21 protein-coding genes and 3 tRNA genes are annotated in these 20,449 nt (G+C 72.4%); 13 read left to right on the top strand and 11 right to left on the bottom strand.

What is annotated here, in order from left to right; translation table 11 throughout:
- Positions 1–49 precede the first annotated feature (49 nt).
- On the bottom strand, positions 50–511 hold the full coding sequence (locus tag NHG27_RS01450) for a VOC family protein (protein WP_227748589.1): 462 nt from the start codon (positions 509–511) through the stop codon (positions 50–52).
- A 102-nt stretch (positions 512–613) separates the two neighbouring features.
- On the opposite strand from NHG27_RS01450, the gene NHG27_RS01445 reads away from it, so the two are divergent.
- Positions 614–1,486 carry a helix-turn-helix domain-containing protein gene (locus NHG27_RS01445; RefSeq protein WP_497014509.1) on the top strand — a complete coding sequence of 291 codons (873 nt, stop codon included), beginning with the start codon at positions 614–616 and terminating at the stop codon, positions 1,484–1,486.
- 78 nt (positions 1,487–1,564) lie between these two features.
- Positions 1,565–3,502 carry a DNA primase gene (gene dnaG / locus NHG27_RS01440; RefSeq protein WP_497014508.1) on the top strand — a complete coding sequence of 646 codons (1,938 nt, stop codon included), beginning with the start codon at positions 1,565–1,567 and terminating at the stop codon, positions 3,500–3,502.
- Positions 3,503–3,664: 162 nt separating this feature from the next.
- On the opposite strand, the gene NHG27_RS01435 is transcribed toward dnaG, so the two are convergent.
- Positions 3,665–3,737, bottom strand: a tRNA-Asn gene (locus tag NHG27_RS01435).
- Positions 3,738–3,791: 54 nt separating this feature from the next.
- Positions 3,792–4,298: a hypothetical protein gene (locus NHG27_RS01430; protein WP_193720360.1), complete on the bottom strand. Its 507-nt coding sequence runs from the start codon at positions 4,296–4,298 to the stop codon at positions 3,792–3,794.
- Positions 4,299–4,361: 63 nt separating this feature from the next.
- On the opposite strand from NHG27_RS01430, the gene NHG27_RS01425 reads away from it, so the two are divergent.
- The 7 genes from NHG27_RS01425 (at position 4,362) to NHG27_RS01395 (ending at position 7,726) form a co-directional block, all read left to right on the top strand.
- A tRNA-Ile gene (locus NHG27_RS01425) sits at positions 4,362–4,435 on the top strand.
- Between the two features lie 77 nt (positions 4,436–4,512).
- Positions 4,513–4,692 (top strand): hypothetical protein, encoded by a 180-nt coding sequence (locus NHG27_RS01420; RefSeq protein WP_497014507.1) that lies wholly within the window; start codon positions 4,513–4,515, stop codon positions 4,690–4,692.
- A gap of 21 nt (positions 4,693–4,713) precedes the next feature.
- Positions 4,714–4,947, top strand: coding sequence for a hypothetical protein (locus tag NHG27_RS01415; RefSeq protein ID WP_497014506.1), 234 nt, complete (start codon positions 4,714–4,716; stop codon positions 4,945–4,947).
- Between the two features lie 116 nt (positions 4,948–5,063).
- Complete coding sequence (locus NHG27_RS01410) at positions 5,064–5,414, top strand: DUF488 domain-containing protein (protein ID WP_497014505.1); 351 nt, start codon at positions 5,064–5,066, stop codon at positions 5,412–5,414.
- A gap of 207 nt (positions 5,415–5,621) precedes the next feature.
- A complete protein-coding gene (locus NHG27_RS01405; RefSeq protein ID WP_497014504.1) occupies positions 5,622–6,437 on the top strand; it encodes a DUF1206 domain-containing protein in 816 nt (271 codons plus the stop codon).
- A gap of 33 nt (positions 6,438–6,470) precedes the next feature.
- A complete protein-coding gene (gene def, locus NHG27_RS01400) occupies positions 6,471–6,956 on the top strand; it encodes a peptide deformylase (protein WP_193720355.1) in 486 nt (161 codons plus the stop codon).
- 269 nt (positions 6,957–7,225) lie between these two features.
- Complete coding sequence (locus tag NHG27_RS01395; RefSeq protein ID WP_193720354.1) at positions 7,226–7,726, top strand: DUF3145 domain-containing protein; 501 nt, start codon at positions 7,226–7,228, stop codon at positions 7,724–7,726.
- Between the two features lie 59 nt (positions 7,727–7,785).
- On the opposite strand, the gene NHG27_RS01390 is transcribed toward NHG27_RS01395, so the two are convergent.
- The 7 genes from NHG27_RS01390 to NHG27_RS01360 all read right to left on the bottom strand — a co-directional run bounded on the left by NHG27_RS01390 (position 7,786) and on the right by NHG27_RS01360 (position 14,980).
- Complete coding sequence (locus tag NHG27_RS01390) at positions 7,786–8,973, bottom strand: HTTM domain-containing protein (RefSeq protein ID WP_497014503.1); 1,188 nt, start codon at positions 8,971–8,973, stop codon at positions 7,786–7,788.
- On the bottom strand, positions 8,970–9,728 hold the full coding sequence (locus tag NHG27_RS01385; protein ID WP_193720352.1) for a DUF5819 family protein: 759 nt from the start codon (positions 9,726–9,728) through the stop codon (positions 8,970–8,972). The genes NHG27_RS01390 and NHG27_RS01385 overlap by 4 nt, the downstream gene beginning before the upstream one ends.
- Before the next feature lie 238 nt (positions 9,729–9,966).
- Entirely contained in the window at positions 9,967–11,211 is a 1,245-nt protein-coding gene (locus tag NHG27_RS01380; protein ID WP_497014502.1) for a beta-ketoacyl-[acyl-carrier-protein] synthase family protein, read from the bottom strand.
- A 109-nt stretch (positions 11,212–11,320) separates the two neighbouring features.
- Positions 11,321–11,569 (bottom strand): acyl carrier protein, encoded by a 249-nt coding sequence (locus tag NHG27_RS01375; RefSeq protein WP_193720350.1) that lies wholly within the window; start codon positions 11,567–11,569, stop codon positions 11,321–11,323.
- Between the two features lie 129 nt (positions 11,570–11,698).
- Positions 11,699–12,706 carry a beta-ketoacyl-ACP synthase III gene (locus NHG27_RS01370; RefSeq protein ID WP_497014501.1) on the bottom strand — a complete coding sequence of 336 codons (1,008 nt, stop codon included), beginning with the start codon at positions 12,704–12,706 and terminating at the stop codon, positions 11,699–11,701.
- The gene (locus NHG27_RS01365; RefSeq protein WP_497014500.1) at positions 12,703–13,716 is read right to left on the bottom strand and encodes an ACP S-malonyltransferase; all 1,014 of its coding nucleotides are present in this window, start codon (positions 13,714–13,716) and stop codon (positions 12,703–12,705) included. The genes NHG27_RS01370 and NHG27_RS01365 overlap by 4 nt, the downstream gene beginning before the upstream one ends.
- A gap of 151 nt (positions 13,717–13,867) precedes the next feature.
- A complete protein-coding gene (locus NHG27_RS01360; protein ID WP_193720372.1) occupies positions 13,868–14,980 on the bottom strand; it encodes a PucR family transcriptional regulator in 1,113 nt (370 codons plus the stop codon).
- A 166-nt stretch (positions 14,981–15,146) separates the two neighbouring features.
- Here NHG27_RS01360 and NHG27_RS01355 point away from each other — a divergent pair, with 166 nt between their 5' ends.
- Complete coding sequence (locus tag NHG27_RS01355) at positions 15,147–15,833, top strand: hypothetical protein (protein ID WP_497014499.1); 687 nt, start codon at positions 15,147–15,149, stop codon at positions 15,831–15,833.
- 143 nt (positions 15,834–15,976) lie between these two features.
- Here the strand turns inward: NHG27_RS01355 and aceE are convergent, their stop codons facing one another.
- On the bottom strand, positions 15,977–18,739 hold the full coding sequence (gene aceE / locus NHG27_RS01350) for a pyruvate dehydrogenase (acetyl-transferring), homodimeric type (RefSeq protein WP_497014498.1): 2,763 nt from the start codon (positions 18,737–18,739) through the stop codon (positions 15,977–15,979).
- 498 nt (positions 18,740–19,237) lie between these two features.
- On the opposite strand from aceE, the gene NHG27_RS01345 reads away from it, so the two are divergent.
- The 3 genes from NHG27_RS01345 (at position 19,238) to NHG27_RS01335 (ending at position 20,431) form a co-directional block, all read left to right on the top strand.
- Entirely contained in the window at positions 19,238–19,651 is a 414-nt protein-coding gene (locus NHG27_RS01345) for a DUF3052 domain-containing protein (RefSeq protein ID WP_193720345.1), read from the top strand.
- The gene (locus NHG27_RS01340; RefSeq protein WP_497014497.1) at positions 19,641–20,138 is read left to right on the top strand and encodes a peroxiredoxin; all 498 of its coding nucleotides are present in this window, start codon (positions 19,641–19,643) and stop codon (positions 20,136–20,138) included. The genes NHG27_RS01345 and NHG27_RS01340 overlap by 11 nt, the downstream gene beginning before the upstream one ends.
- 219 nt (positions 20,139–20,357) lie before the next feature.
- Positions 20,358–20,431, top strand: a tRNA-Val gene (locus NHG27_RS01335).
- Positions 20,432–20,449: the final 18 nt, after the last annotated feature.

Below are 20,449 nucleotides of genomic sequence, written 5' to 3'. Positions count from 1 at the left end.
CCACCGCTCGGACCGGACCGGCGGCCCGCCGCCGCGCGACGGCCTCCGGTCAGCCCGCGGGCTGCTCGCTCATCCACGCGTCGCTCGCGCGCTGGACGTCCTCCGGCGTGACCGAGTCGGCGACCGTCGTGAAGTACCAGCGGTGCCCGTACGGGCACCGCACCGACGCCTGGCGGAAGCCCTCGAACCAGTCCGCGGGCTCGGACGTGCTCGTCGCGCCTGCGGCGAGCGCCCGGGCGTGGGCCGCGTCGGTGTCGGGCACGGGCAGCGTGAACGACACGGGCGTCGGGCCGTCGGGGTCCGGAGCCACGGAGCCCGCCCCGGGGAACTCCTGCGCGACCGTGAACGTCGAGAAGCCGGCCGCCGTGGGCAGGCGCAGGTCCGAGTGGATCACCGCGTCCCCGGCCGTGATCACGTCGTCGACCTCGGCGCCGAACGCCGCGACGTAGAAGTCGATCGCAGCCCGGGCGTCGGAGACGGCCAGGTTGGGGTGCAGGGCTGACATGTCCATGGTTCCTCCAGGAGTCGGTGCGGGGCCGGGCGCGCGGCGTGCGCCCGGTGACGTGCCGTCGATCCCATGCTCGTGTCGGTGCGCGGTGGCAGTCTTGGAGGAATGCGACACGAACCCGGCAGCGCCGCCGACGGGCCCGCCGCTCCTGGCAGCCCCGGCGTCCCGTCCACGACCTTCGGCGTGGTGGACCCCGCTGCCGCCCGCAGGGCGTTCGCCCTCGGACGCCTGCCCGCACCGACCGACCTGGCGGACCGCGTCGACTGGTTCTGGCTCGTGCGCTGGGACCTCGCGGCGGGGGAGTCGTTCACGCAGACCGTCATCCCGCACCCGTGCGTCAACCTCGTCGCCGAGGCCGGCGGGTTCGCAGCCCACGGCATCCCCGACGGGCTGTTCGACCGCACGCTCGTCGGTTCCGGCGTCGTCGTCGCCGCGAAGCTGCGCCCCGGTGCGCTCGCCGTCCCCCGCGGGGCGTCCGTGCCGGCGTCGGGCGTCCTGGGGCCCGGCGCGGACGAGGCGGGGGAGCGCGCTCTCGCGCTCGCCGGGCGCGGCGACGACGAGGCCGCGGCCGACGTCCTGGCCCGGCTCCTGCGCGAGCGGCTGCCCCCCGACCCCGCACTGTCCCAGGTGTCGCGCGTCCTGGACGCCGTGACCTCCGGGGAGCTCGGCCCCCGGGCCCGCGTGGCCGACCTCGCCCGCGTCGCGGGCACCAGCACCCGCAGCCTCCAACGACTCCTCGGGGAGCGGCTCGGCGTCGGCCCCAAGTGGGTCCTGCAACGCCACCGCGTCCACCTCGCGGCCGAACGCCTGGCCGCCGACCCCGGGCAGGACCTCGCGGCGCTCGCGGTCGACGTCGGGTACTACGACCAGCCGCACCTGGCTGTGGACTTCGTCTCCGTGACCGGTCACACCCCGGGCGCGTACGCCCGCCGGTGCGCGGAATCGCGGGCCCGGCTGCTGCTGCTCGCGTCGTCCTGAGCCGTACCCCGCGCGCCCGGCGCGCCACCGGGTGAGGGCCCTGCGCCCCACCCGGCCGGCGGGACCTACACTCGGTACGTGGCAGGTCTGATCCGACGCGAGGACGTCGACGCGGTGCGCGAACGCGCGAGGATCGACGAGATCGTGTCCTCGCACGTGACCCTCAAGCCGGCCGGTGTCGGATCGCTCAAGGGACTGTGCCCGTTCCACGACGAGCGCTCGCCGTCGTTCCACGTCCGCCCCCAGGTGGGGCGCTGGCACTGCTTCGGCTGCAACGAGGGCGGCGACGTCATCTCGTTCGTCCAGAAGATCGACGGCATGACGTTCACCGAGGCCGTCGAGTACCTCGCGGACCGCGCCGGCGTCCAGCTCCGCTACGAGGAGGGTGGGCCCCAGCGCCCGCGCGAGGAGCCCGGCAGGCGCCAGCGCCTGCTCGAGGCCCACCGCGTGGCCTCGCAGTACTTCTCGGAGCAGCTCTTCGCGCCCGGCGCGACCGTCGCGCGCACGTTCCTGGCCGAGCGCAGCTTCGACCGGGCCGACGCCGAGCGCTTCGGCGTCGGGTTCGCCCCGACCGGCTGGGACTCGCTGCTGCGGCACCTGCGCGGGCGCGGCTTCACCGAGGCGGAGCTCGTCGCGTCGGGCCTCATGAGCCAGGGGCAGCGAGGCATCTACGACCGCTTCCGCGGCCGCCTCGTGTGGCCCATCCGCGACGTCACGGGCGAGACCATCGGGTTCGGCGCGCGCAAGCTCTTCGACGAGGACCAGGGCCCCAAGTACCTCAACACCCCGGAGACCACGCTCTACAAGAAGTCCCAGGTGCTCTACGGGATCGACCTCGCCAAGCGCGAGATCGCCAAGCACAAGCGCGTCGTGGTCGTCGAGGGGTACACCGACGTCATGGCCGCGCACCTGTCGGGCGTCACGACGGCCGTCGCGACGTGCGGCACGGCGTTCGGCACCGACCACGCGCGCATCGTGCGCCGCCTCCTCGGGGACACGACCGCGGGCGGCGGGCTCCAGCTCGCGTCGGGCGCGTCGCTCGGGGGAGAGGTCGTCTTCACGTTCGACGGCGACGCCGCGGGCCAGAAGGCCGCCGTCCGCGCGTTCGGCGAGGACCAGCGCTTCTACGCGCAGACGTTCGTCGCGGTCGAGCCCAGCGGCATGGACCCGTGCGAGCTGCGCATGGCGCGCGGCCCCGAGGGCGTGCGGGCCCTCGTGGACGGGCGCCAGCCCCTGTTCGAGTTCGTCATCCGCACCACGCTCGCCACGTTCGACCTCGACACCGCGGAGGGTCGCGTGGCCGCGCTGCGCGCCGCCGCCCCGGTCGTGGCGGGCATCCGCGACACGGCGCTGCGGCCCGAGTACGCGCGCATGCTCGCCGGATGGATCGGCATGGACTCGGAGTCGGTCCGGCGCGCGGTCTCCGCGGCGGGCAAGGCCGGGGTCCCGCAGACGCTCCCGGCCCCGGTGCGCCCCGCCCAGCCCGCGCCCGACGACGCAGCCCCCGCGGCGCCGTCGGGCCCCGTCTTCTCCGCGCCGGACCCGCGCGACCCCGTGGCCCGCCTCGAGCGGCAGGCGCTCGTCGTCGCGCTCCAGTACCCGCACTTCGTGCCCGCCGAGGAGTTCGACGCGTTCTCCGAGACGGCCTTCGCGACGCCCGCGTGGCGAGCCGTGCACGACGCGATCCGCGCCGCGGGCGGCATGGCCGGTGCGGCCGCGCACCCTGCCGGCCAGTGGGTCGAGCACGTGATCGAGCAGGCCCCGGAGACCGTGCGAGGCATCGTCAACCAGCTCGCGGTCGCACCCCTGCCCGAGGATCGCGAGAACGTCATCCAGGGGTACGTGCAGGGCGTGATCAAGGCCTTCGTGGACCTGGGCCTCACGCGCCGCGTCGCGGACGCCAAGAGCCGCCTGCAGCGTCTCGACCCGGCCGCCGACCCCGACGCGTACGGCGCGGCCTTCGCCGAGCTGCTCGACGTCGAGAAGGAGCGCCGGGAGCTGCGCGAACGGGTCTGAGCCCCCTCCGCCTGCCGTTCCCAGGCGGGCGAGCGCCGAGCGCTCTGGGACGAAGATCACACTCCTCGCGCACCGTTCGCCCCGACCGCGAGACCGGCAGCGGAGGGAAAACGCAGAAGGCCCCTGGCCGGTGTCTCCACCGATCAGGGGCCTTGCGTCCTGCTCCCGCGGTAGGACTTGAACCTACGACCGTCCGATTAACAGTCGGATGCTCTGCCAGCTGAGCTACGCGGGACCGCTCGCCCGCCGATTTGCACCGGTTGGGCGACCGGAGAAAACTCTATCAGCATCAGAGGGGTAGTCCGGACATCGAGCGGACCCGGTCCTCCGCGGCGTCGATCACAGCCCGCGTCCGGGGGTCCTCCAGGTCCACCCCGGCCTCGGCGACGACCTGCGAGAAGAGCGAGCCGTCGGTGTCGCGCCGCACCGCGACCTTGGCGGAACGCCCACCGCCGAGCGCCACGACCTCCGCCAGGACCACCGACGACTGCACGCGCTCACGGACCGCCTGCGCCAGCGCGGTGCGACGGACGTCGGCGAGGTGCAGGACCAGGGGAGGGGCGCCGTCGACCCACTCGACCGTGAGCGACGCCGACCCCGGGTCGTAGCCCGCGCGGTCCACGTCGCACCACGGACGCGCCGACGCGGTGTCACCGGTCGTGGCCAGGACCGTGCGGGTCGCGACGGCCCACGAGCCGTCGGTGAGCTGCGCGGAAGCGAGCACCGCGTCCTTCGGGGCGAGATGCAGGGACCTGCGGGCGTCGTCGGGCAGGGAGCTACGGGCGAACAGAGCCATGCCCCACACGGTACTGCCCGTGCGCCCGCGAGGCCCCCGCCTGCCGGTACGCTTGTCCGCCGAGGGGCAGTAGCTCAGTCGGTCAGAGCATCGGACTCATAATCCGCCGGTCGTGGGTTCAAGCCCCACCTGCCCTACTCGTTCTCCCGGTGCTGGGCGCCCGGCCCGGGCCCGCAGGGTGCCGTTCCCCGGCGCCACGAGGAAGGAAGCGCGCATGAGGCGGTACCTGGCGGACCCCGGAGGCCGCAGTGCGGCAGCCTCGGGCGTCGTCATCGTGACGCTTGCCGTGTTCTTCGCGGACGCGTACCCGGTGGCGTGGATCGCACTCGGTGCCGTCTGGTCGTCCGTCACGGTTCTGACCGTGTGGTCGGTGCACCGCAGGGCGGTCGGCTGATACCGCGCCCCGGAGCGACGCGTGGCGGCCGCGACCAAGGTCTCGGAGGCTGACAGCCACGAGCTCGAGGCCGTCGCCGCAGCGGCCGGGGTGGCGCAGTCCGACGTCGTGCGGGCGGGCATCGAGCTCGCTCTGCGAGGCGTCGGACGTGAGCGACTCATCGCCTACCTGGAGGACGTCGGTCGCGAGGGCGCCAGCGGTGCACTCACCGCGGGACGGCGAGCGCTGCTGGACGGTGCACCACATCGCTCGTGAGCCTGCCCTGGACGCGGCCACGGGTCGTCCACGCTGCCGCCTGACGCCGCACGCCCGCCGGACGAGGACGGCAGCTCCTCGCGCGCACGGGCCGTTCCCGGCGTTCCATGGAGAGCATGACCCTCCGCATCCAGCGCGTCTACGACGACCCCACGCCCGACGACGGCTACCGCGTCCTGGTCGACCGGCTCTGGCCGCGCGGGGTCAGCAAGGAACGGGCGCAGGTCGACCGTTGGCTCAAGGAGGTCGCGCCCTCGAACGAGCTCAGGACCTGGTTCCACCACGACCGTGCCCTCTTCGAGGAGTTCGCCGTGCGGTACCGCGCCGAGCTCGACGAGAACCCGGCCGTCGACGAGCTCCGGACGATCGTCGCCGAGCATCCCGTCGTGACGCTGCTCTACGGGGCGAAGGACGAGCAGGACAACCAGGCCGTGGTGCTGCGCGACTACGTGTCGATGACGAGCTGACGGAGCCCCAGGATTCCGCGCGGCCGAGAACGGGGTTGAGGTCGCTGCGGGCGTCAGAACGACCTCAACGCCGTTCTCGGCGCCGCCCGTCAGTTGCCCCGTGAAACATCCCATACCTCCCGGAGGCCCGGATCGTCCTGTTCGCCGAGCGGGTCGTGGCGGATCGTGCCACGATGCGACGTCCGCTCGACCCGAAGGAGAAGCACCGTGCCTACCGGTACCAACCGCACCACGTCAGGGACCGCCCAGCAGCTCCAGCAGAGCAAGGGGCTGCGCGTCCTCGCCCGCACCGGCTACGCCGTCAGCGGCCTGCTGCACATCATGATCGGCATCATCGCCGTCCGAATCGCGACCGGCTCCGGCGGCGGGCAGGCGAGCGAGACCGGGGCGCTCCAGGAGATCGCCGGGACGACCGGCGGCGGATTCGTCCTGTGGTTCGCGGTCGTCGCGTTCGCAGCGCTCGGGATCTGGCAGGTCCTCGAGGCGGTCGCCGGGACCAAGGGGGCCGCGAACGACCGGACCGCCTATCGCGCCAAGGCTGCCGGCAAGGCCGCGCTCTACCTCGCACTGGGGGTGCTGACCCTGCAGATCGTCACCGGCTCGAGCAGCGGTGGCCAGAAGGACAGCCTCACGGCCACCCTCCTCGCGAACGGTGCGGGACGAGCCCTGGTGGCCGCGGTCGGCGTCGGGATCGTCGTGGCCGGCGTCTACCACGTGGTCAAGGGGTGGAAGAAGCGCTTCCTGAAGGACCTCGAGGGCAACGCTCGCGGCCAGGTCGGCCACGCCGTCGTGGTCCTCGGTCGCGTCGGCTACATCGCCAAGGGCATCGCGCTCGGCGTCCTCGGCGCGCTCGTCGTGACCGCCGCCGTCACGGCCGACCCTGCCAAGGCGAGCGGCCTCGACGCCGCCCTCCGGACCATCGGCGAGCAGCCCTTCGGCGCCTTCCTCCTGACCGCCACGGGCATCGGGTTCGCGGCCTACGGGGTCTACTCGTTCGCGCGTGCCCGGTACGCCCGGATGTGAGACGGCCGGGGGCGACATGGAAGAATGGCGCCCATGGCGATGAGAGAGATCCGTGTGATCCCGGACCCCGTGCTCCGCACCCCGTGCGACGAGATCACCACCATCGACGACCGGGTGCGCTCGCTCGTCGCAGACCTGGTGGAGACCGTCGACTACGAAGGTCGGGCCGGCCTCGCCGCCAACCAGATCGGCGTCAACCTGCGCGCCTTCTCGTGGAACATCGAGGACGAGATCGGCTACATCCTCAACCCGAAGATCGTCGAGCTCTCGGACGAGATCCAGGACGGTGACGAGGGCTGCCTGTCGGTCCCAGGCCTCTGGTACCCGACGCGGCGCGCCTGGTACGCGCGCGTCGTGGGCATGGACCTCGACGGGAACGAGATCACGGTCGAGGGGACCGAGCTCATGGCTCGCTGCCTGCAGCACGAGACGGACCACCTCGACGGGATGCTCTACCTGGACCGTCTGGACCGCGCGGTCCGCAAGAAGGCCATGCGGGAGATGCGCGCCCAGCTCTGAGAACGCCCCCGGGACGGTGTCGTCCCCCTCCTCGCCGGCGTCACGGCGCCCTGTGAGGAGGGGGACGGCGCCGTCTGCCGACCGGGCGTCCGACCGTCGGAGCACACCGGCCGCGGGAGGGTGAATTCCACGGGAGGTGGGTCTGCCCTCGCGAACGGCCCGACACTCGGGCAGGATATGGCTCGTATACCGTTGGGCGTTCAGACATGATGGTTCACCCCTGGTGAGGACGTTGGGGAAGACGAAACCTCGACCTAGGGAGGAACGACATGACTGGTGCCATCACACGCGGTGTTCTTTTCGTGCACTCGGCGCCCCGGGCGCTGAGCCCGCACCTGGAGTGGGCAGCCGGGAACGTCCTGGGCGTGCGCGTCGCGCTGGACTGGACCGAGCAGCCCGCCGCGCGCGACCTCTACCGGGCGGAGCTCGCCTGGCAGGGCGCGCAGGGGACGGGCGCCCGCCTCGCCTCGGCGCTGCGCGGCTGGTCGCACCTGCGCTACGAGGTCACCGAGGACGCGAGCCACGGGGCCGACGGCGCCCGCTGGTCCCACACCCCTGACCTGGGCATCTTCCATGCCGTGACCGACGTGCACGGCAACGTCGTGATCCCCGAGGACCGGGTGCGTGCCGCGCTCGAGGTCTCGCACGACAACCGGGCCATGCGCGAGGCCCTGCACCTGGCCCTCGGCAAGGCGTGGGACGACGAGCTCGAACCCTTCCGTCACGCCGGTGAGGACTCCAACGTGCGCTGGCTCCACCGCGTGGGCTGAACCCGCCCGACCCCGTCACGGGGCTCCCGACGACCTCGTCGTCCGATGCCTGCCGGCTACTAGGACCCGGCAGGCATCGTCGTCTCCGGGCGCGGCTGCTCCGGGGCCCCCGCCCCGCCCGACCCGGCGGTCCCCTCGGTGCGGTGGCCCGCGGCGGCACCGACCGGCTGGAGGTCCGTGTCGGGGCCCACCGGGGCGACGGGCTCCGGCGGGGCAGCGCGCGGGCGACGGCGCACCCGGTCCCACCCGCGCCGCAGGACGGGTGCCAGACGGCGTTCGGCGGCCTGGTACGTCACGTCGCGGATGAAGATCGCGTCGATCGCGATCATGGTCATCGAGAAGTACATGAGGCCCATGAGCACCCCGATGCCCAGGTGCATGCCCGTGATCGCGACGAGCGCGAGGATCCGGGTGGACCGGCGCAGCAGCAGGAACGGGAAGAAGAGCTGCACGAACACCGCGCTGTAGCTGAGGATCGCGATGAGCACCCCCGACCGTCCCATGACCTCGGTGACCGCAGGCCAGGTCGAGAACTCGTCGAGCTGGAAGACGTAGTAGATCGCGGTGCCGTGCTGCCACATGCCGCCCTGGATCTTGTACATGGCCGAGGCCACGTAGACCACGAAGATCTGGAACGCGATGAGGACCACGCCGCCGTTGTGCAGCAGCGTCGCGAGCCACGCCCACGACGCGAACCGCGAGGGCCTGCCGGCAGCGGCGGCCGCGCGCCGCCGTCGGGCATCGAGGGACCACCGGCCCGACGTGTCCACGAAGAGCATGTACAGCAGGACCATGCGCAGGAGCTGGATGCCCCCGTCGCCGATGTACGCGTTGGTGCGGAACAGCGCGAGGTAGAGCACGAACAGCACGGGGATCACGATGCGCGATCGCCAGCCCAGGACCAGCAGCACCGACAGGACGATCAGCGCGACGTACTGCAGGTCGAAAGTCCAGGGCGGCGCCGACCCGTCGAAGAGGACGTCGAGCCACGAGGGGAACTCGTCGACCTCGACCCGTCCCTGCGCGAAGCTGCGGCCCGCGCCCCACGCGAGGCTGCGATCACCCCAGTTCGCCACGAGCTGCACCGCGATGATCAGCCCGAAGCCGATCCGGAGCACCGCGACGCCGTAGGACGCCTTGCGGGAGTCGAGCATCCACGACTCGCCCGCGGCCCAGGTGCTGCGCACCCAACCCGTCGCGCCCGCCACGAGCTCCCGCACCCCCAGGGTGCCGGTGTCCTCGCTCATGAGACCCACCCTCCGAAGACGCTGCTGAACCCGGCCCGGGCCTGAGAGGTGACCGGCGACGGGTCGCGCCAGCCCAGCCGGGTGAACTGCTCCTCGGGACGCTGGATCCCGGGCGTGAGCCGCTGCTCGAACGGCACGACCCCCTGCGTCGACGTGCTCATCTGGATCGCGACCAGGTCCTGGTCCGGCCACAGGTCCATCGCGGCGAGCGTGCCGAACTCGTAGAGCGAGTCCTCGGAGAGCAGGTACGCGTCCATGGTGCTCACGCTCATCCCCGTCCCCAGGAGGGCCCGCGTGAGGTCCTGCCGCCCGCTCTGCCCGTCGGCCGAGACGTGGTCCGAGTGGACGACGGCCTGCTGCTGGCCCTCGAGCGAGCTGTAGGACGTGGTGAAGAAGCGGTTCATGCTCACCGGGATGCGCCAGGTGCGGGTCGGCAGGATCTGGTGCCGCACCTGCTCGTTGAAGACGTCCCCCAGGTTGGCCCACTCGGAGACGGACTCGACGCCGGCCTCGTCCGTGGTCGTCGCGCGCACCCACACGCGCAGGTCGACCGACTGCGGGTCCGGCGCGAAGATCTGCCAGTTCTGCGCGAACAGGGGATACATGTGCCTGGACGTGACCGGCGAGGCCTTGTCGTTGATCGCCGACGTGGGCGCGGCCCAGAGGAAGGTCGAGAACATGTGGAACGCGACCAGCGCCGCCACGACGACCAGGGCGACGCGTTGCGCGACCGTGCGGGAACCCGCGGAGCTCACCGTGCACCTCCACATCGAGGACGGCCCGAACGACCGCGTTCGAGGAATGATAACCGGTGCTAACGATCCCACGGAATCCCCGCCGGGCAGGGCGACCGGCGGGCCCCGGGGTGGCCGGCGGGCCGCCCCGGGGCCTTCACCGTCCGGACGCGACGACGCCCGGCGGGCCGGAGCGGACCGAGGTCCACCCCACCCACCGGGCGTCGTCAGGTCCCCGGGCGCCGCGCCCGGGGGAGGGTCAGGCGTTCGTCACCACGAGGGCCACGTTGTGCCCGCCGAACCCGAACGAGTTGTTGATCGCGGCGATGTCGCCCGCGGGCAGCGTCGCCGGGGTGTCGCGCACCAGGGGGACCTGGAGCTCGGGGTCCGGCTGCGCGACGTTGATCGTGGGAGGAGCCAGCCGCTCGTGCACCGCCTTGACCGTGAAGATGGTCTCCAGGGCCCCCGCACCGCCCAGCAGGTGGCCGGTCATGGACTTGGTCGCCGACAGCAGGACGTGGTCCGCGTCGTCGCCCAGCACCGTGCGGATCGATCGGGTCTCGGTGAGGTCCCCGACCTTGGTCGAGGTGGCGTGGGCGTTGACGTGCACGACGTCGCGCGCCTCGACCTTCGCCTCGGCGAGCGCTCGGGTCATCGCGGCGACCTGACCGCGGCCCTCGGGGTCCGGCGAGGTGATGTGGTAGGCGTCGGCCGACAGGCCCACGCCGCCGATGCGGGCGTAGACGCGTGCACCGCGGGCGGCGGCGTGCTCGGCGCTCTCCAGCACCACGATGCCCGCGCCCTCACCGATCACGAATCCGTCGCGGTCGACGTCGTAGGGACGCGAGGCGCCCTGCGGGTCGTCGTTGCGCAGGGACAGGGTGCGCGAGGCGGCGAACGCGGCGATCGGCATGGGGTGGATCGTGGCCTCGGTGCCGCCGGCCACGACCACGTCCGCGCGACCTGCACGGATCATGTCGATGCCGTAGCCGATGGCCTCCGCACCCGACGCGCAGGCCGAGACCAGCGCGTGCGCACCGGCCTGTGCGCCGAACTCGAGCGAGACGTACGCCGCGGGGGAGTTGGGCATGAGCATGGGGACCGTCATGGGCAGCATGCGGCGCGCGCCGCGCTCCTTGAGCGTGTCCCAGCCCTCGAGGGTGGTCCAGATGCCGCCGATGCCCGACGACACGACCGCGCCCAGGCGCTCGCCGTCGACCCCGGGGCTGCCCGCGTCGGCCCAGGCCTCGCGCGCCGCGATCATCGCGTACTGCGTCGAGGGGTCCATGCGCTTGATCTCGGGGCGGGGGAGGACGTCCTCCGGCTTGACCTTGATCTGGGCGGCGAACGTCACGGGGATCTCGTAGCGCTCGGCCCAGTCGTTCTCGAGGGTGCGCGCGCCGGACTGACCGGCGAGGGCGGCGGCCCACGTGGAGGCCACGTCCCCGCCGAGCGGCGTGGTGGCGCCGAGGCCGGTGACGACGACTTCGCGGGGGGAGGTCATGGCAGCTCCAGGTGTCTGAGGGGGAAGAGGGAGGGGCGGGCAGGCCGGCGGTGCGTCGACCGCCGGCCCGCACCGGCCAGGTCCACGGGACCTGGCGCAGGTCGGCAGGTCAGGCCTGCGCGCCCGTGATGAACGACACCGCGTCGCCGACGGTCGCGAGGTTCTTGACCTCTTCGTCGGGGATGCGGACGCCGAACTTGTCCTCGGCGTGCGTGACGATCGTCATCATCGAGAGCGAGTCGATGTCGAGGTCGTCCGTGAAGGACTTCTCGGCGACGACGGCGTCCGTGGGGAGGCCGGTCTCTTCGCTGACGATCTCCGCCAGTCCAGCGAGGACTTCCTGCTCGGTGTAAGCCATGGGATTCTCCTTCTGAGGGGTACCGGGGCCGTCCGGCACCGGGAACTTGCAGTGGAACAGTGGGTCGTGCGTCGTCGTGCCCTGGTCGACCAGCGGGGCCGGCCGGGGGACGGACAGGATGATTCTCCCCTACGGGAGGACGATCACCTGCGCCGCGTAGACGAGGCCCGCGCCGAAGCCGATCTGCAGCGCGAGGTCGCCCGACCGTGCGAGCCCCTCCGCGAGCAGGCGCTCGGTCGCGAGCGGGATCGAGGCGGCCGAGGTGTTGCCCGTCTCGGCGATGTCGCGTGCGACGGCGACGGACTCCGGCAGGCCCAGCTGCTTGATCATCTGGTCGATGATCCGCATGTTGGCCTGGTGCGGGATGAAGGCCTGGACGTCCTGTGCGGTCACGCCCGCGGCCGCGAGGGCCTTCTCGGCGACCGGTGCCATCTGGAAGGCGGCCCACTTGAAGACCGTCTGACCGTCCTGGCGCAGAGTGGGCCAGCCGAGCTCGGGGTGCTCGCGCAGGTCGGACCAGGCGTGGGTCTGGCGGATCGCGGGAGCCTTGCCACCGTCCGAGCCCCAGATCGTCGGGCCGATGCCCGGCGTGTCCGAGGGCCCGACGACCGCCGCGCCGGCGCCGTCGCCGAGCAGGAAGGAGATGCTGCGGTCGGTCGGGTCGACGAAGTCGCTCATCTTCTCGGCACCCACCACGAGGACGTGCTGGGCCGCGCCCGAGCGCACCAGGGCGTCGGCCTGCGCGATGCCGTACGCGTACCCCGCGCACGCGGCCGAGATGTCGTACGCCGCAGCGGGCGTCGCGCCGATCCGGTCCGCGAGCACGGCCGCGGCGGCCGGCGTCTGGTGGAAGTAGGTCGTCGTCGCGAACAGGACGGCGTCGATGTCCCCGCCCGTCAGCCCGGCGGTCGCGATCGCCTTGCGGGCCGCGGCCTCCGACAGGTCCAGCACGTCGACGTCGGCCCCCGCGCGGCGGCGCGTGACGATGCCCGTGCGCTGGCGGATCCACTCGTCGGACGAGTCGATCGGGCCCGCGAGGTCGTCGTTCGTCACGACGTTCTCGCCACGGACCCCGCCGATCCCCAGGATGCGCGAGTGCTCGGCGCCCGCGGCCTGCCGGATCGTCAGCGCGCTCACGCCGAGGGCTCCGCCGCGGCGCCCTCGACGGCCGAGCCGGAGGCGCCCGCGTCGCTGTGGCGCGCGATCAGGTCCCGTGCCTTGTCGATGTCCGCGGTCGACTTGACCGCGACCGTCTCCACGCCGGGGAGCGTACGGCGCGCGAGGCCCGTGAGGACCCCGCCCGGCGCGAGCTCGAGGATCGCGGTCACGCCGAGCGACGCGAGCGTCTCCTGGCACAGGTCCCAGCGGACCGGGGCCGCGATCTGGGCCGTGAGACGCGAGAGGACGTCGCCCTTCACGCCGAACAGGCCACCGGACTCCGCACCCGAGATGCTCGCGTACGAGGCGCCGTCGGCGTTCGAGAGGAGCGGCAGGCGCGGGTCCGTCGCGTCCCACCCGGCCGCGACCGGGGCGAACGCGTCGAGCGCGGACTGCATGAACGGGGTGTGGAACGCGCCCGCGACCTGGAGCGGGATGACCCGCGCCCTGGCGGGCGGGTTCTCCCCGAGCGCCGCGATGCCCTCGAGCGAGCCCGCGGCGACGACCTGACCACCGCCGTTGACGTTCGCGGGCCACAGGCCCGCGGCCTCGATCGCGGCGAGGACCTCGTCGGCGTCGCCCCCCACGACCGCGGCCATGCCGGTCGGGGTCGCGGCCGCGGCCTCGGCCATGAAGCGGGCGCGGCGGGTCACCAGCCCCACGGCGGCGGCGTCCTCGAAGACCCCGGCCACGGCAGCGGCGGCGAACTCGCCGACCGAGTGGCCAGCGGTCACGTCGACGACCTCGCACGTGTCCCGACCGTCGAGGATCGCGCGCAAGGCGATCAGCGAGGCGGACACGATGAGCGGCTGGGCCACCGCGGTGTCACGGATGGTGTCGGCGTCGGACTCGGTGCCGTGGGCACGCAGGTCGAGGCCGGACGCGGCGGAGAACGCGTCGAGCTGCGCGGGGACCCCGGGCAGCTCGAGCCAGGGGGCGAGCATTCCGGGGGACTGGGAGCCCTGTCCAGGGCACAAGACGGCTAGCACCCGTCAACTGTGCCAACCGGGGCGGTCCGTGTGACGTCACGACCCGCACCAACCTTGTCGGGGCCGTTTGTGCCGAACCTACAAGAACCGCGGCGCGGCCCCGTGCGCACGCACGGCCCGCCGCGTGCCGACCGTCACGGAGGGCCGTCGCTCAGCGGCCCGCGGGCCCCGAGGACAGCTGACCGAGTGCGAGCGCGACCTGGAGCACGAACGACTCGCGCGCGTCGAGCGGGTCCCAGCCCGTGATCTCGGCAACCTTGCGCAGGCGGTAGCGGACCGTGTTGGGGTGCACGTACAGGCTGCGCGAGGCGGCCTCGAGCGAGCGGCCCGTGCCGAGGTACGCCGAGAGCGTCTCGAGGATCGCGCCCGTGCTCTCCAGGAGCGGACGGTAGGCCTGGACGACGAGGGTCCGGCGGGCCGTGGTGTCGCCCGTCAGGACGCGCTCGGGCAGCAGGTCGTCCGCGAGGACCGGCCGCGGCGCCTGGGGCCACGCGGGGGCCGCGGCCAGCCCTGCGAGCGCGGCCTGCGCCGAGCGGGCGGCGTCGTCGAGCGAGGGGACCGTGGGGCCGATGACGACGGGGCCCGGGCCGAACCGGGGGAGCAGCGACGCGGCCGCGGCCTGCAGGTCGCCCGCGCCGCCCAGGACCAGGACCAGGCGGTCGCCGTGGATCCCGACGAGCGCGTCCCCGGCGGCGCGCCGGGTCGCGCGGCGCAGCTCGGCCGTGCGCAGGTCGTCGAGGGCCGACGTCGCGGTACCCACCATGACCAGCGTCGACCCGTGCCCGCTCCACCCGAGCGCCGAGACGCGTGAGCGCAGCGAGTCGTCGCCGTCGCCGCGGATCAGGGCGTCGACGATGAGGGCCTCGAGGCGTGCGTCCCACGCCCCCCGGACCTCGGCCGCGCGGGCGTAGACCTCGGCCGCCGAGAACGCGACCTCGCGCGAGTAGCGCAGCACGGCCTCGCGCAGGTCGCGCTCGCCGCCCGGGATCGCGAGCCGGTCGGAGTAGGCCTCGACGACCTCGACCACGATCCGTACGAGCTGGAGGGTGTGCTGCAGCGAGATGGACCGGGTCAGCTCGGACGGGGCGGCGGCGAAGATCTCGCTGACCCCGTGCGGCGGAGAGGCAGGGTTGGCGTACCAGGTCACGAACGCCGTGATGCCCGACTGCGCGACCAGACCCACGTACGACCGGTCCTCCGCGGGCAGCGCCCGGTACCAGGGGAGGTCCTCGTCGAGGCGTCGCAGGGCTGCGGCGGCCAGCATCCCGCTGCCGTCCCGAAGTCGCTGCAGGTTGTCGGTGTTCCCCGTGATCGGCACGTCCCGAGCATACGGCGTCCGGGCGGCATCGTTGTGGGGAGTCCACAAAACCTGACCGTGCGCTGTGTGGTCTTCCGGGGGCGAGCCGCACCGGAGCCGCTAGTGTCGATCCATGGCCCTGATGCCCCGACTCCGACAGCTCATGCGACGCCCGTCCTCGGCGTCGAAGGTCGGCGCGCGCCGTCCGACCAGCGCCGAGCGCCGCGGCGACACCGTGCACGAGGACGCGCTGCGCGCGATGCTCGTCGACGACCCCAACGACGAGCGGGCCTTCCAGGCGCTCGCGGAGATCGTCCGGCGCCGGGCCGCGGAGTCCCACGTGTCGGCCGACCCGCTCGCGGCACCGGCCGACGAGAGCGAGAAGCAGCGTGCCGCCGACCTCGCCGTCTGGGCGCTCGCCGAGGAGCTCGCGGGGCACCCGCGCGGGTGGTACCCGCTCGTCGAGCTGGGACGGCTCTCGCTCGACGACGACCAGGAGGCGGCGCTGCGGCGGTTCGCGACGGCCGCCGAGCGGGACCCGTCGGGGCTCGCGCTCGCCGAGAGCATGGAGATCCTGCGCGAGGCCGGGCTCCCGGTCGAGGCCCTCGGGCTCGGGGTGGGGCACTGGCGGGCCAAGGAGCACACCCCTGCGGCCGGGCGCGAGCTCGTCCTGGCCGCGATCGAGGCCGACCGCATCTTCGAGGCCAAGCACCACCTCGCGTCGCTCGGGCTGTACCCCGACCGCGCCCTCGTGGTGCCGCTGCAGCACGAGCTCACGCTCGCGATCGCGCACGCGGAGCAGCACCGCTCGGGCACGTAGCCCTCACCCGGGGACGCAGCCCGACGGCCGCGCACCCGCCCCGCGGAAGGGCGCGCCCCGCGTCACCCGCCCCCCCGAACGCCGACGGCGCCGCTCACCTCGCGCGGGGAGCGGCGCCGTCGGGCACTACGGGCGGGGGACGATCAGGAGTCGCCGCCCGCGTTGCCGGACGTGCCGGCCGTGACGTCCATCAGACGGTACTTCTCGATCGCCTGGGCAGAGGCCTCCGCGGGGACCTTGCCCTGCTTCGCGAGCTGCTGGAGCACGCGGACGACCACGGACGGGCCGTCGATCTTGAAGTGACGACGGGCCGCGGCACGCGTGTCGGAGAAGCCGAAGCCGTCCGCACCGAGCACCGCGTAGTCGCCCGGGACCCACTGCCGGACCTGGTCCGGGACGAGGTGGTCGTAGTCGCTCGTCGCGACGAACGGTCCCTCGGCGCCCTGGAGCTTGGCCGTCAGGTACGGCACGCGCGGCGTCGCGGCCGGGTTGAGGAACGCGTCCTGCTCGGCGGCCAGGCCGTCGCGGCGCAGCTCGTTCCAGCTCGTGACGCTCCAGACGTCGGCGGAGACGCCCCAGTCCTTCTCGAGGAGCTCCTGCGCCTCCAGCGCCCACGGCACGCCCACGCCCGAGGCGAGGATCTGCGCCTTGGGACCCGAGGCCTCGGACACCTTGATGCGGTGGATGCCGCGCAGGATGCCCTCGACGTCCACGTCCTCCGGCTCGACCGGCTGCTGCATGGGCTCGTTGTAGACCGTCAGGTAGTACATGACGTTCTGGTCGCGCCCGTCCTCGCCGTGACCGTCCTTGCCCGGCCCGTACATGCGCTCGATGCCGTCGCGCACGATGTGGCGGATCTCGTAGCCGTAGATCGGGTCGTACTGGACGATCGCCGAGTTGGTGCCGGCGAGCAGCGGCGAGTGACCGTCCGCGTGCTGGAGGCCCTCACCGGTGAGCGTCGTGCGCCCGGCCGTCGCGCCGATGATGAACCCGCGCGTGAGCTGGTCGCCCGCGGCCCAGAACTGGTCGCCCGTGCGCTGGAACCCGAACATCGAGTAGAAGATGTAGAACGGGATCATCACCTCGCCCTGCGTGGCGTAGGAGGTGCCGACCGACTGGAACGCGGCCGCGGAACCGGCCTCGTTGATGCCGGTGTGCATGATCTGCCCGGCCTCGGACTCCTTGTAGCTCAGCATGAGCTCGCGGTCCACGGCGAGGTAGTTCTGGCCCTGCGTGTTGAAGATCTTCGCGGACGGGAAGATCGAGTCCAGACCGAACGTCCGGGCCTCGTCCGGGATGATCGGCACGATGCGCTTGCCGATCTCCTTGTCCTTGATGAGGTCCTTGAGCAGCCGGACGAACGCCATGGTGGAGGCGATCTCCTGGTTGCCCGAGCCCTTCTTGAGGATCTCGTACGTCTTGTCGCCCGGCAGCGTGACCGGGGCCGGCGCGGCCCGGCGCTCGGGCACGTACCCGCCGAGCTGACGACGACGCTCCTGCATGTACTGGATCTCCGGCGCGTCCGCACCCGGGTGGTAGTACGGGGGCTCGTACGGGTTGGCGTCGAGCTCCTCGTCCGTGATCGGGATGCGCAGCGAGTCGCGCAGCGTCTTGAGGTCGGCCAGGCCGACCTTCTTCATCTGGTGCGTCGAGTTGCGTCCCGCGAAGCCCGACCCCAGGCCGTAGCCCTTGACCGTGTGCGCCAGGATGACCGTCGGCTGGCCCGTGTGGGCCGTGGCCGCCGCGTACGCCGCGTACAGCTTGCGGTAGTCGTGGCCGCCACGCTTGAGGGCCCAGATGTCGTCGTCCGACATGTTCTCGACGAGCGCCTTGGTGCGCGGGTCGCGACCGAAGAAGTGCTCACGGATGAACGCGCCGCTCTCGGCGCGGTAGGTCTGGTAGTCGCCGTCGGGCGTGACGTTCATCAGGTTGACGAGCGCACGGTCCTTGTCGGCGTTGAGCAGGGTGTCCCACTCGCGGCCCCAGATGACCTTGATGACGTTCCAGCCCGCGCCGCGGAACTGCGCCTCGAGCTCCTGGATGATCTTGCCGTTGCCGCGGACCGGGCCGTCGAGGCGCTGCAGGTTGCAGTTGACCACGAAGTTCAGGTTGTCCAGGCCCTGCTGCGCGGCGAGCTGCAGCATGCCGCGGCTCTCCGGCTCGTCCATCTCGCCGTCGCCGAGGAAGGCCCAGACGTTCTGCTGGCTCGTGTCCTTGATGCCGCGGTTGTGCAGGTAGCGGTTGGTCCACGCCTGGTAGATCGCGGAGGCCGGGCCGAGACCCATCGAGACCGTGGGGAACTCCCAGAAGTCCGGCATGAGGCGCGGGTGAGGGTAGGACGGCAGGCCGCCGCCCGCGTGCGACTTCTCCTGGCGGAACCCGTCGAGCTGGTCGGCCGAGAGGCGGCCCTCGAGGAACGCGCGCGCGTACACGCCGGGGCTCGCGTGACCCTGGAAGTAGACCTGGTCACCGCCGCCCGGGTGGTCCTTGCCGCGGAAGAAGTGGTTCAGGCCCACCTCGTACAGCGTCGCGACCGACGCGTAGGACGAGATGTGCCCGCCGACCCCGATCCCGGGGCGCTGTGCACGCGTGACCATGACGGCGGCGTTCCAGCGGTTCCAGCTGCGGTAACGGCGCTCCATGGCCTCGTCACCAGGGAAGTACGGCTCCTCGTGCACACCGATGGTGTTGACGTAGGGGGTGTTGACCGACGTCGGGATCGCCACGTTGCGCTCGCGTGCCCGCTTGAGCATGTTGAGCAGGACGTAGCGCGCACGCGGGCCGCCGCGGTCGTCGATCAGTCCGTCCAGGGACTCGACCCACTCGCTCGTCTCAGCGGGGTCGATGTCCGGTACTTGGCTGAGCAGACCGTTGATCAGCGGTCCGGTCTCGTCAAACGAAGCCACCAGCAACCTCATATCTTGTTCGGAGCGGTATTCGGATTGAATCACGGCGCGGTACACCGTGCCCGCTCACCTCCAGCCACTCCTGCGGGGCGGGAGCAGCCGCTGGTGGCGACCGTGCCCTCCACACTGTCGGGTGGTCGAACCATTCTGTTACCCCGCGGCCTGGAAGTCACACCACAAGGGGGTCAAGAGAGCGTGATCTCCGTGACACAGGAGTGTGTGCGTCCGGTGAGCAGAGCGTGCAGGAGGGTGCCTCGTCGGGGTGCGCGGGACGCCCGCACGCCCGACGACGCAGCCCGCGCAGGGTGATCGAGGCACCTTCCAGGGTGCGTCGACGTTGTGCCGAGTGCAGAACCCCGCAACACTGGTGCAACTGCGCCGGTCGAGATGCCGCGTGCGACGCACCCGCTCTGCTGAGGCACGCGGGAGTGGCGTGGGCTACCTTTGCCAAGCAGGTCACAGATCATCGAGCAGTACGAAGAAGGGAAAGAGACACAAGTGGGAGCGACGCCGGACCCCCAGGGTGCAGGACGCCTGGGGTTCCTCTCTGGCCATGTGGTGCAGGAGTTCGGTTGGGGTGAGGACGTCGACGACGACCTCCGCGCCGAGATCGAGGAGCTCGTCGGCTCCGAGCTGGTGGACGAGGACTACGGCGACGTCACCGACGGTGTCGTGGTCTGGTGGCGCGAGGGCGACGGCGACCTGACCGACATGCTCGTCGACGTCCAGACCGTGCTCGACGACGGTGGGCTCATCTGGATCTTCACGCCCAAGGCGGGCCGCGAGGGCCACGTGGGGCACAACGACCTGCAGGAGGCCGCGACCACGGCCGGGCTGCACGCCACGAGCACCTTCGCGATCGCGCCCGACTGGTCCGCGACCAAGCTCGGCACGCGTGGTCGTGGGCGCTGAGCCTGCCCCGGGTGGCGCCCCGGCGCCCGAGCTGACGGTACGGCCCGGCGACCTCGCCCCGGACTTCACGCTCACCGACACGCACGGCACCCCGGTCCGGCTCTCGGAACTGCGCGGCGGCCCCGTCCTGCTCGTGTTCGTGCCGTTCGCCTTCTCGGGGACGTGCACGAGCGAGCTGTGCGAGCTCCGCGACAACATCGAGGACTTCGAGACCGCGGGCGTCACGCTCTTCGCGATCTCGTGCGACCCCGTGTTCTCGCTCAAGGCCTGGGCCGCGCAGGAGGGCTACACGTTCGGGCTCCTGTCCGACTTCTGGCCGCACGGCGAGGTCTCGCGCCAGTACGGGGTGTTCGACGACGAACGCGGCCTCGCGATCCGCGGCAGCTTCCTGATCGACGCGGACGGCGTCGTCCGGTGGTCCGTCGTGAACCCGCGCGGGCAGCGTCGGGACCTCGCGGGGTACCGGGCGGCGCTCGCGTCCCTCTGACGGTCGTTCCCTCGACGGGCGCGCCGCTGCCTCGTGCTGCGGTGCGCCCGTCGTGCGTCGGGGGCCGTCGTTGGAGCCGGTGCGTCTCGGTCCACCGTGCGACGGACGTGCGCCCTGCTCCGCGCGCGGTGACCGCCGCCGTCGGGCAGGCTATGCCCGATCTGCGACCGATGTGCCGAGTGGTGCCGGTGACCCGGTAGGCTGTGCACCGCTGTTCTGGGGCCTGTAGCTCAGTTGGTTAGAGCGCCACGCTTACACCGTGGATGTCGGGGGTTCGAGTCCCTCCGGGCCCACCCCAGCCCTCGCTCGGC

Source organism: Oerskovia sp. 140933, assembly GCF_059651515.1.
The sequence above is the reverse complement of the archived record's forward strand: the minus strand, read 5'-3'. Positions and strand labels throughout refer to the sequence as shown.

What these genes read in the sequence shown, in the direction of transcription:
- NHG27_RS01410 (WP_497014505.1), top strand. Translation starts at nt 5,064, where the DNA reads ATGACCCTCCGCATCCAGCGCGTCTACGACGACCCCACGCCCGACGAC.
- NHG27_RS01380 (WP_497014502.1), bottom strand. Translation starts at nt 11,211, where the DNA reads ATGACCTCCCCCCGCGAAGTCGTCGTCACCGGCCTCGGCGCCACCACG.
- NHG27_RS01375 (WP_193720350.1), bottom strand. Translation starts at nt 11,569, where the DNA reads ATGGCTTACACCGAGCAGGAAGTCCTCGCTGGACTGGCGGAGATCGTC.
- NHG27_RS01420 (WP_497014507.1), top strand. Translation starts at nt 4,513, where the DNA reads ATGAGGCGGTACCTGGCGGACCCCGGAGGCCGCAGTGCGGCAGCCTCG.
- NHG27_RS01450 (WP_227748589.1), bottom strand. Translation starts at nt 511, where the DNA reads ATGGACATGTCAGCCCTGCACCCCAACCTGGCCGTCTCCGACGCCCGG.
- NHG27_RS01390 (WP_497014503.1), bottom strand. Translation starts at nt 8,973, where the DNA reads ATGAGCGAGGACACCGGCACCCTGGGGGTGCGGGAGCTCGTGGCGGGC.
- def (WP_193720355.1), top strand. Translation starts at nt 6,471, where the DNA reads ATGGCGATGAGAGAGATCCGTGTGATCCCGGACCCCGTGCTCCGCACC.
- NHG27_RS01395 (WP_193720354.1), top strand. Translation starts at nt 7,226, where the DNA reads ATGACTGGTGCCATCACACGCGGTGTTCTTTTCGTGCACTCGGCGCCC.
- NHG27_RS01360 (WP_193720372.1), bottom strand. Translation starts at nt 14,980, where the DNA reads ATGCTGGCCGCCGCAGCCCTGCGACGCCTCGACGAGGACCTCCCCTGG.
- NHG27_RS01430 (WP_193720360.1), bottom strand. Translation starts at nt 4,298, where the DNA reads ATGGCTCTGTTCGCCCGTAGCTCCCTGCCCGACGACGCCCGCAGGTCC.
- NHG27_RS01445 (WP_497014509.1), top strand. Translation starts at nt 614, where the DNA reads ATGCGACACGAACCCGGCAGCGCCGCCGACGGGCCCGCCGCTCCTGGC.
- NHG27_RS01355 (WP_497014499.1), top strand. Translation starts at nt 15,147, where the DNA reads ATGGCCCTGATGCCCCGACTCCGACAGCTCATGCGACGCCCGTCCTCG.